11 protein-coding genes and 1 pseudogene are annotated in these 9,018 nt (G+C 71.0%); 9 read left to right on the top strand and 3 right to left on the bottom strand.

Features of this window, described 5'->3' with window-relative positions:
- The coding region (locus tag AC792_RS00400) for a trans-sulfuration enzyme family protein (protein WP_049828627.1) at positions 1-1,099 on the top strand (1,099 nt) is incomplete at its 5' end.
- Positions 1,100-1,161: 62 nt separating this feature from the next.
- Entirely contained in the window at positions 1,162-1,491 is a 330-nt protein-coding gene (locus AC792_RS00395) for a DUF2516 family protein (protein WP_049828626.1), read from the top strand.
- A 32-nt stretch (positions 1,492-1,523) separates the two neighbouring features.
- Here the strand turns inward: AC792_RS00395 and AC792_RS00390 are convergent, their stop codons facing one another.
- Positions 1,524-2,324, bottom strand: a complete 801-nt coding sequence (locus AC792_RS00390; protein WP_235436281.1) for a class I SAM-dependent methyltransferase — start codon at positions 2,322-2,324, stop codon at positions 1,524-1,526.
- Between the two features lie 122 nt (positions 2,325-2,446).
- Between AC792_RS00390 and AC792_RS00385 the strand changes: the two genes are divergently transcribed.
- Positions 2,447-3,193, top strand: coding sequence for a phosphoglyceromutase (locus tag AC792_RS00385; RefSeq protein WP_049828624.1), 747 nt, complete (start codon positions 2,447-2,449; stop codon positions 3,191-3,193).
- 102 nt (positions 3,194-3,295) lie between these two features.
- Here the strand turns inward: AC792_RS00385 and phoU are convergent, their stop codons facing one another.
- Positions 3,296-3,955: a phosphate signaling complex protein PhoU gene (gene phoU / locus AC792_RS00380; RefSeq protein ID WP_049828623.1), complete on the bottom strand. Its 660-nt coding sequence runs from the start codon at positions 3,953-3,955 to the stop codon at positions 3,296-3,298.
- A gap of 171 nt (positions 3,956-4,126) precedes the next feature.
- On the opposite strand from phoU, the gene AC792_RS00375 reads away from it, so the two are divergent.
- Complete coding sequence (locus AC792_RS00375) at positions 4,127-5,389, top strand: sensor histidine kinase (RefSeq protein ID WP_049828622.1); 1,263 nt, start codon at positions 4,127-4,129, stop codon at positions 5,387-5,389.
- Positions 5,386-6,066 (top strand): response regulator transcription factor, encoded by a 681-nt coding sequence (locus tag AC792_RS00370; protein ID WP_049828621.1) that lies wholly within the window; start codon positions 5,386-5,388, stop codon positions 6,064-6,066. Before AC792_RS00375 ends, AC792_RS00370 begins: the two co-directional genes overlap by 4 nt.
- Before the next feature lie 81 nt (positions 6,067-6,147).
- Here the strand turns inward: AC792_RS00370 and AC792_RS00365 are convergent, their stop codons facing one another.
- Complete coding sequence (locus AC792_RS00365; protein ID WP_152915931.1) at positions 6,148-6,678, bottom strand: hypothetical protein; 531 nt, start codon at positions 6,676-6,678, stop codon at positions 6,148-6,150.
- A 254-nt stretch (positions 6,679-6,932) separates the two neighbouring features.
- Here AC792_RS00365 and AC792_RS00360 point away from each other — a divergent pair, with 254 nt between their 5' ends.
- The 4 genes and pseudogenes from AC792_RS00360 to AC792_RS16675 all read left to right on the top strand — a co-directional run.
- Positions 6,933-7,415, top strand: coding sequence for a CarD family transcriptional regulator (locus tag AC792_RS00360; protein ID WP_049828619.1), 483 nt, complete (start codon positions 6,933-6,935; stop codon positions 7,413-7,415).
- A gap of 88 nt (positions 7,416-7,503) precedes the next feature.
- On the top strand, positions 7,504-8,253 hold the full coding sequence (ispD, locus tag AC792_RS00355; RefSeq protein WP_049828618.1) for a 2-C-methyl-D-erythritol 4-phosphate cytidylyltransferase: 750 nt from the start codon (positions 7,504-7,506) through the stop codon (positions 8,251-8,253).
- A 32-nt stretch (positions 8,254-8,285) separates the two neighbouring features.
- Positions 8,286-8,746, top strand: a pseudogene (gene ispF / locus AC792_RS16680) (2-C-methyl-D-erythritol 2,4-cyclodiphosphate synthase); the annotation flags it as partial.
- Positions 8,747-8,773: 27 nt separating this feature from the next.
- A partial coding sequence (locus AC792_RS16675) for a PLP-dependent transferase (protein ID WP_326947447.1) occupies positions 8,774-9,018 on the top strand: 245 nt, incomplete at its 3' end.

Raw genomic sequence — 9,018 nt, 5'->3', positions numbered from 1 at the left:
CCCCCCCCGCACGCCCGCCCGCCCCCCCCCCCCCCCCCCCCCGACGCCCCCCCCGCCGCAGGCGGGGGACCCCGTCTACGCCCGCGGCTCGAACCCCACCTGGGACCCCTTCGAGGACGCGCTCGCCGCCCTCGAGGGGGCGGAGACCCCCGCCCTGGTCTTCGCCTCCGGGCTCGGTGCCGCGGCGGCCGTGCTCGCCCTCGTCCCCCCGGGTGGTGTGGTGCTCATGCCACGTCACGCCTACGCCGGGTCGCTCGCCCTCGCCGCGGACCTCGAGGCGGCCGGCCGGCTGGAACTGCGGCCCGTGGACATCGCGGACACCCCGGCCGTCCTCGCGGAGCTCGAGGAGCTCTCCGGACGGTTCGGTGCGGGGCGCATCCTGCTCTGGCTCGAGAGCCCCACCAACCCCATGCTCGAGGTGGCGGAGCTGTCCGCCCTGACCGCCGCGGCCCACGCGGCGGGTGCCCGCGCGGTCGCGGACAACGCCTTCAACACCCCGATCGTCCACCGGCCCCTCGACGCCGGGGTGGACGTGGTGGTCCACTCGGTGACCAAGTGGCTGGCCGGGCACTCGGACGTGGTCCTCGGTGCGCTCGTCACGCGGGACGCGGCCCTGCGCGCGCGGCTCCTGGCCCACCGCACACTGCACGGAGCGGTCGCGGGTCCGTTCGAGGTCTGGTTGGCGCTGCGCGGCCTGCGGACGCTCGCGCTGCGGATGGAGCGCAGCCAGGTGAGCGCGGGGCTGCTGGCGCAGCGGCTCGCGGAGCACCCCGCCGTCCGGCGCGTCCGGTACCCGGGTCTTCCCGCGGACCCCGGGCATCACCGGGCCGCGGCGCAGTTCACCGGGTTCGGCGGCATCGTGAGCCTGGAGCTCGACGACGTCCGTACCGCGGACGCCGTCGTGTCCGCCGTCCGGCTGTGGTTGCCAGCCACCTCGCTCGGCGGCGTGGAGTCCCTGATCGAGCGACGACGGCGCCACCCGGCGGAACCGGGCACGGTCCCGGAGGCGCTGGTGCGGTTGTCCCTGGGGATCGAGAACGTCGAGGACCTGTGGGCCGATCTCGACCAGGCACTCCGGCAGGCCGCCGGCGAGCGCTGACACCCCCTCCCCGTCCGGTGGGGCGAGTGCACCCGACCGCGCGGGCCAGCTAAGCTGACCAGGTGATCGTCGTCCTGCAGACCCAGTACTTCCTGTACCTCGCGCTCGGCCTCGTGGCCCTCGGCATCGAGGTGTGGGCCTTCACCGACTGCGTGCGGCGCCCGAAGACGTCCTTCGAGGCGGCCTTCAAGCGGACCAAGGGGTTCTGGCTGGCTCTCACCGGTGGTGCCGTGTTCATCGGCCTGCTCTCCGCGCTCGGCCGTGGCGGAGGGTTCAACATCTTCCAGATCGTCGCCATCATCGCCGCCTGCGTGTACCTGGCGGACGTGAAGCCGGCCGTCAGCCAGACCTCCGGTCGCGGTGGCAGCGCAGGCCCCTACGGCCCCTGGTGACACGGACCCGCTGATCCGCCCGGCTGCCGGGATCAGCTCGGCCGGACGGCGTCCCATGCCACGGTGACCTCACCCAGCCGCCACCGCGACGGGCCGTCCAGCAGCGGCCAGCCCGCCTCCCGCAGTGCGGCGCACATCGCGAGCCAGCGCTGCCGGTGCCCGAAGCTCGCCGCCGGCGCCGCCTCCAGCCAGGCCCTGTCCAGCGCACGCAGGTAGCCGTGGACGCGCTCACCCTCGACATTGCGGTGGATCAGTGCCTTCGGGAGGCGTTCGGCCACGTCCGAGGGCAGGGTGAACGCCCCGAATCTCAGCGAGACGGTCAGGGACACCGGGCCGGAGGGCTCCAGCGCGGCCCAGGTGGAGCGGCGGCCGATCTCGTCGCACGTCCCGTCGACGAAGAGCCCACCCGCGGCGAGGCGGGACCGCACCTCCTCCCAGTGGGCGCCGTACTCGTCCTCGCCGTACTGACGCAGCACGTTGAAGGCGCGCACCACCGCGGGCCGTCTGCCGTCGAGCGGCAGTTCGAAACCGCCCCGCCGGAAGCCGAGGCCGGGCCGGGTGAGAGGTTCGGCCGCGGCCACCCGTTCCGGGTCGATCTCGATGCCCACCACCTCGACGTCGTCACGTACTCGACGCAGGCGCGTGAACAGCTCGACGGCGGTGACCGGGGCCGCGCCGTAGCCGAGGTCCACCACCAGCGGGTCGGCGGCCCGGCGCAGCCGGTACGCCTGGGGGCCGGTGAGCCAGCGGTCCGCCCGGCGCAACCGGTTCGGGTTGGTGGTGCCGCGGGTGATGGTCCCGAGGGGCTTCGGGGGACGTGGACGCGGTGGCACCCACCCAGCGTAGGGCAGCGGCCCAACACCCATCGAACACCTCTCGGACACTTCTCGGACACCGGGGGAACAGGACGGCCGCGGCATGACCGCTCCCGCCCGGATGCGGCAGACTAGGAATCATGACCTACACATTGATCCTGCTGCGCCATGGCCAGAGCGAATGGAACGAGAAGAACCTGTTCACCGGATGGGTGGACGTCGCCCTCACGGAGAAGGGGCGTGAGGAGGCGACGCGCGGAGGTCACCTGCTGACCGAGGCCGGGATCACCCCCGACATCGTCTACACGTCCCGGCAGAAGCGCGCGATCATCACGGCGAACCTCGCACTCGAGGCCGCGGGCCTCAGCTGGATCGACGTCAAGCGCAACTGGCGCCTCAACGAGCGCCACTACGGCGCCCTGCAGGGCAAGGACAAGGCCCAGACCCTCGCGGAGTTCGGTGAGGAGCAGTTCATGGAGTGGCGCCGCTCCTACGACACCCCGCCGCCGCCCATCGAGGACTCGAGCGAGTACTCGCAGGCCGCCGACCCGCGCTACGCGGACCTCGGCGAGGACGTCCCCCGCACCGAGTGCCTCAAGGACGTCCTGGACCGCTTCCTGCCGTACTGGGAGTCGGACATCTCGGTGGACATCAGGAGCGGCAGGACGGTGCTGATCGCGGCGCACGGCAACTCGCTGCGCGCGCTGGTCAAGCACCTCGACGGCATCAGCGACAAGGACATCGCCGCGGTGAACATCCCCACCGGCATCCCGCTGGTGTACGAGCTGGACGAGGACCTCAAGCCGGTCAAGGCCGGTGGTACCTACCTGGACGCCGACGCCGCGGCCGCGGCGATCGACGCCGTCGCCAACCAGGGCAAGCACTGACGTCACCGGGAACACGAACGACGGCGGTCCCTCGAAGGGGCCGCCGTCGTCGTGTCCTGCCGCGGCAGGGGTGGATCAGTCGTGGATCGGATCAGGGGTGGATCAGATCAGCGGAGCGCTGGGCTGCCACTCGCCGGTGACCAGGTAGGTCACCTTGCGTGCCACGGACACGCCGTGGTCCGCGAACCGCTCGTAGTAGCGGCTGGCGAGCGTGACGTCCACCGTGGTGGGGGCGCTCTGGTCCCAGTCCTCCGAGGCGATGGCCTTGAACACCCCGGCGTGCAGTTCGTTGACCCGCGCGTTGGCCGCGTTGATCTCGTTGCTCAGCTCCAGGTTGCGGGTCTCGAGGAGCTCGGTCACCTTCGCGGCGATCTGGACGTCCAGCTGCGCGAGCTCGTCGAAGGTGTCACGGATGGCCTCGGGGACAACGTTCGCGGGGAACCGCAGACGGGCGAGCTGCGCCACGTGGCGGGCGAGGTCCCCCATACGCTCCAGGGACGCGCTCATCCGCAGTGCGCCCACGATCATGCGGAGGTCCGAGGCCACCGGGCCCTGCAGCGCGAGGATGTCGATCGCCCGCTCGTCGAGGTCGTTCTGCAGGAAGTCGATCCGGGCGTCGGCCGCGATGACCTCCTGCGCGAGCTCGGTGTCGGCACCCTGGAAAGCACTGTTGGCCTTCCGGATGGCCTCCGACACCAGCTGCGAGATCTCGATCAGCTCCTCGCCGATCTGGTGGAGCTCGGCCTGAAAAACCTTACGCACGTGGGCGTCCTTCCCTGGAAGTGTGTATGCGAACCGTTTCCACAGTTCTGCCGACGAGCCTTCCAGCCAGCGGTGAACTGTTCCTCCGCTTTGTGTGAACGTTAGTTGAACCCCTCCGTCATTGCCATCGGATGGCGCCGGCCCCGAAATCGCAGCGCATAAGCTGGGGGCGTGGATCCCCTTCTCGTGACGCTCGTGGCCGGGCTGGTCGGCCTGGCGTTGGGCGTGGGCGGGATGGCGGCCTTCCGTGCCAGCGAGGCACAGCGCCTGAGGCTGCGCTACGAGGACGAACCCTCGCTGCCCGACGGCGCGGCGGAGGTCCTCTCCATCATCGGCCGTGCGTACGTGATCGTGGACGCGATCGACGGCGTGGTCCGCGCCAGCCCGGCGGCGTACGCCTTCGGCCTGGTCCGCGGTCACACCGTGGTGCACACCGAACTGCTGCAGCTCACCGCCCGGGTGCGCCGTGACGGGGTGATCGAGCAGGAGCAGCTCGAGCTGCCCCGGGGGCCCCTGGGTCAGGGCACCATCGTGGTGCAGGTCCGCGTCGCCGCCCTCGGCGCCGAGTACATCCTGATCCTCGCGGACGACCGCACGGAGATCACCCGCACCGAGGAGATCCGCAACGACTTCGTGGCCAACGTGTCCCACGAGCTCAAGACGCCGGTGGGTGCCATCTCGCTGCTGGCGGAGGCCATCGACGACGCCGCCGAGGACGAGGTGGCCGTGCGCCGGTTCGCCCAGCGGATGCACAAGGAGTCCGGCCGGCTCTCCGCCCTGGTCCAGGACATCATCGAGCTCTCGCGGCTGCAGGGTGCGGACGTGGTGCGGCGCGGCAAGCCCGTGGACGTCAACGCGGTGATCATGGAGGCCGTGGACCGCAACAAGCTCCCGGCGGAGAGCAAGGGGATCGAGATCGTGGTCGGCGGGTCCGTGCGTACACCGGTGTACGGGGACCGCGACCTGCTGATGACGGCCTTCCGCAACCTGATCGACAACGCCATCCGGTACTCGCCGGAGGGCACCCGCGTGGGCGTGGGGGTCCGCTCCCGTGAGGGCCTGGTGCAGGTCTCGGTGACGGACCAGGGAGCCGGCATCACCCCCGAGGAGCAGGAGCGCATCTTCGAGCGGTTCTACCGTGTGGATGCGGCGCGGTCGCGGCAGACCGGTGGGACGGGTCTGGGGCTCAGCATCGTCAAGCACGTGGTGTCCAACCACGGCGGTGAGGTGACGGTGTGGTCGCAGCCCGGTCAGGGGAGCACGTTCACCGTGCGGTTGCCGGAGATGGAGGGATCCACCGACGATCCGAGCGGCAGCGCCGCCGCCGGTGGGCCGGCCGCACCGGAGGGTGGCGGTGCCGCCGGGCCCGGCCACGACAGGAAACCAGGGAAGCGGGGCAGCACGGCTGCCCATGAGCAGGGAGTCAGGTCTTGAGCCGAATTCTGATCGTCGAGGACGAGGAGTCGTTCAGCGACCCGCTGTCCTACCTCCTCGGGAAGGAGGGCTTCGAGGTGTCCGTGGTGGACAACGGACTCGACGCCCTCACCGAGTTCGACCGCTCGGGGGCGGACCTGGTGCTGCTGGACCTGCAGCTCCCGGGACTCTCCGGGACGGAGGTGTGCCGCCAGCTGCGCCAGCGCTCCAGTGTGCCGGTCATCATGCTCACGGCGAAGGACGCCGAGATCGACAAGGTGGTGGGCCTCGAGCTCGGCGCCGACGACTACGTCACCAAGCCGTACTCGTCACGGGAGCTCGTGGCACGCGTCCGGGCGGTCCTGCGCCGTCAGGGTGAACCCGAGGAGCTCATCTCCAACACCATCCAGGCCGGTCCGGTCCGCATGGACATCGAGCGCCACGTGGTGAGCGTGGGCGGCGAGCAGGTGGCGCTGCCCCTCAAGGAGTTCGAACTGCTCGAGATGCTGCTGAGGAACTCGGGCAGGGTGCTCACCCGCGGGCAGCTGATCGACCGCGTGTGGGGCTCGGACTACGTCGGGGACACGAAGACGCTCGACGTCCACGTCAAGCGACTGCGCGGCAAGGTGGAACCCGACCCGTCCGCCCCTCGCCACCTCATCACGGTCCGTGGCCTCGGGTACAAGTACGAACCCTGAGACCGCGCACCGCCGAACAGCACGATGCCCGCCTCCGGAGCCTCCGGAGGCGGGCATCGTCGTGGTGCGGGGAAGAGGTGCCTACTCGCCCTCCTCCGCCTCCGAGGTGGCGGCGGGCTCGGAGGGGCGCGGGGTGTAGCCCCCGGGGACGAAGTCGCGGTACTCCTGGAGGGTGCCGTCGAGCACGGGGATGCTGACCGTGGAGTCCTCGCCCTCCACGGCGAAGTCGACGTTCAGCACGGAGCCGGGAATGCTGTCGATGCCCTCGAAGGTGCCGTCCTCCGCGGACTCCTCCTCGAACCTGAACTCGCCTCCGGCGTCGACCGTGATGTCCGTGGTGGTGCTGCCCGCACTGATCGTGAGGTCGACGTCCTCGTCGCTCGAGTTGGCCAGCGTCCCGACCATGCGGCCGTCGATGCCCTCGTCGTCGGCGATGACGATCAGGTTGCGCAGCTCGATCGGTCCCACCTGGTTCTCGATCCCGTCCGAGACGGCCTTGATGTCCCTCGTCTGCTGCTCCGCGACGAGGCTGCAGCCGGACACGCCCAGCATCACCACGACGGCGCTGGCGGCAGCAGCCCGCTGTACTCGGTTCTTCGGTGCGAATGTCACGGCGCAAACTCCTGGGGTTCAACAGGTGGGACAGGGACGAAATCCGGTGCGGACCTGCCCACAGACTATCGGCTACGCGGACCGGAGGTGGTGCTGCTCCCACCGTGTGAAGTGCGCTGCAGCACTTAAAGGGCTGCTCGTCAAGGGCTCCAGCGTGCTCGATCCGCCGTATTCCGGCCTTCTGACCTGCGAAAACGCAGGCCGGGCACATTGCCCCCGTGATAAACTGACTGCCGGGAAAGGGGAATGTCCACATGGTTTTTGAGGTCGGCGAAACAGTTGTCTATCCTCACCACGGCGCAGCGAAGATCGAGGAGATCAAGATGCGCGTCATCAAGGGCGAAGAGAAGATGTATCTCAAGCTCAAGGTGGCACAGGGTGATCTGACGATAGAAGTACCAGCAGAGAACGTTGACCTCGTGGGGGTTCGCGACGTGGTGGGCAAGGAGGGTCTCGAGCACGTGTTCGACGTCCTCCGGGCCGAGTTCACGGAGGAGCCCACCAACTGGTCGCGCCGCTACAAGGCGAACCTCGAGAAGTTGGCCTCCGGCGACGTCATCAAGGTCGCCGAGGTGGTGCGGGACCTCTGGCGCCGCGACCACGATCGCGGACTGTCCGCCGGCGAGAAGCGGATGCTCGCGAAAGCGCGGCAGATCCTTATCTCGGAACTCGCCCTCGCGGAGAAGACCGACGAGGAGAAGGCGGCGAACGTCCTGGACGAGGTCCTCGCCTCCTAGGGGCACAGCACGGCAGCAGACAGGGAAGAGGGACCTTCGGGTCCCTCTTCCTTTCTGTCCGGACCTCGCCCTGCCGTAGGGTGACGGAGTGCCCCAGCAGACCAGTTCCCCCCTCCCGGCCGCGACGGCCGTGGTCCTCGTCGCGGCCGGTTCCGGTCAGCGTCTCGGCCGGGGGATCCCGAAGGCCCGGGTGCTGTGCGCGGGGCGCACCCTGCTCGAGCATGCACTCGACGGCATCCTCGCCGCCCGGGTGGCGGTCTCGGTGGTGGTGGTCCTGCCGGCGGACGACGCCGTCCTCACCGCCGTCGTCGACCGCCTCGCCGCGGGCGCCGGGGGCACACGGGTGAGCAGCGTGGTGGGCGGCGGCACCCGGACCGCCTCGGTGCGGGCGGGACTCGCCGCGGTCCCGGAGTCCGCCGCCGTGGTCCTGGTGCACGACGCCGCCCGGGCACTGACACCCCCCGGGGTCTTCCGGCGCGTGGCCGCCGCCGTCGCCGCCGGTGCGGAGGCCGTGGTGCCGGTGCTGCCGGTGGTGGACACCGTGAAGATCGTGACCGGGACGGTGGTCACCTCGACGCCGGACCGCACCACCCTCCGTGCGGTCCAGACACCGCAGGGCTTCGCGACAGCGAGCCTGCGCGCCGCGCACCTCGCCGTCCCCGCTACCTCCGACGCCGTGACGGACGACGCCATGCTCATGGAGGCCCGGGGAGCTGATGTGCACGTGGTCGACGGCGACGCCCTCGCGTTCAAGGTCACCGCACCGCTGGATCTCCTGGTCGCCGAGGCGGTCCTCGCGCAGCGCGACGCCCCGGGCAGCGCACCCCTCCCCACCTGACCTCCTCAGATCCAACCCCGACAGGAGCACGCATGCACCCCGGCGATCGGCTCGCTCTTCCCCGCACCGGCATCGGCGTGGACGTCCACGCCTACGCGCCCGAGGACGCCCGCGCACCCCTCTGGCTCGCCGGGCTCCGGTGGGAGGGGGAACGCGGGCTCTCCGGTCACTCCGACGGCGACGCCGTGGCCCACGCCGCAGCCGACGCCCTCTTCTCGGCGGCGGGAGTGGGGGACCTGGGGACGCACTTCGGCACCGACCGCCCCGAGTACGCCGGGGCGTCCGGGCACACCCTCCTGGCGGCGGCCGCCGGGATCGTCCGTGGGGCCGGGTTCGAGATCGGGAACATCGCAATCCAGCTGATCGGCAACCGGCCCAAGTTCGCGGCCCGGCGCGCCGAGGCGGAGGCGGTCCTGTCGGATGCGGCATCCGCCCCGGTCAGCGTCTGGCCACCACCACCGACGGCCTCGGGGCGACGGGGGGGGGGGAGGGCGGTGCGGGGCGCGCCCTGCTCGGGCTGGTGGCCCCCCCCACCACCGTGCGCGGGGTGGCGGAGCTGCCCGTCCGGACCGCCGCGGCCCGCGCGGCGGGTGCACTCGTGGTCGCGGACAACGCCTTCAACACCCCGATCGTCCACCGGCCCCTCGACGCCGGGGTGGACGTGGTGGTCCACTCGGTGACCAAGTGGCTGGCCGGGCACTCGGACGTGGTCCTCGGTGCGCTCGTCACGCGGGACGCGGCCCTGCGCCGCGCGGCTCCTGGCCC

The organism is Arthrobacter sp. RIT-PI-e (assembly GCF_001187915.1).
In the GTDB taxonomy this organism is placed as follows: domain Bacteria; phylum Actinomycetota; class Actinomycetes; order Actinomycetales; family Micrococcaceae; genus Arthrobacter_D.
This window is presented reverse-complemented; position numbering and strand designations above follow the sequence as displayed.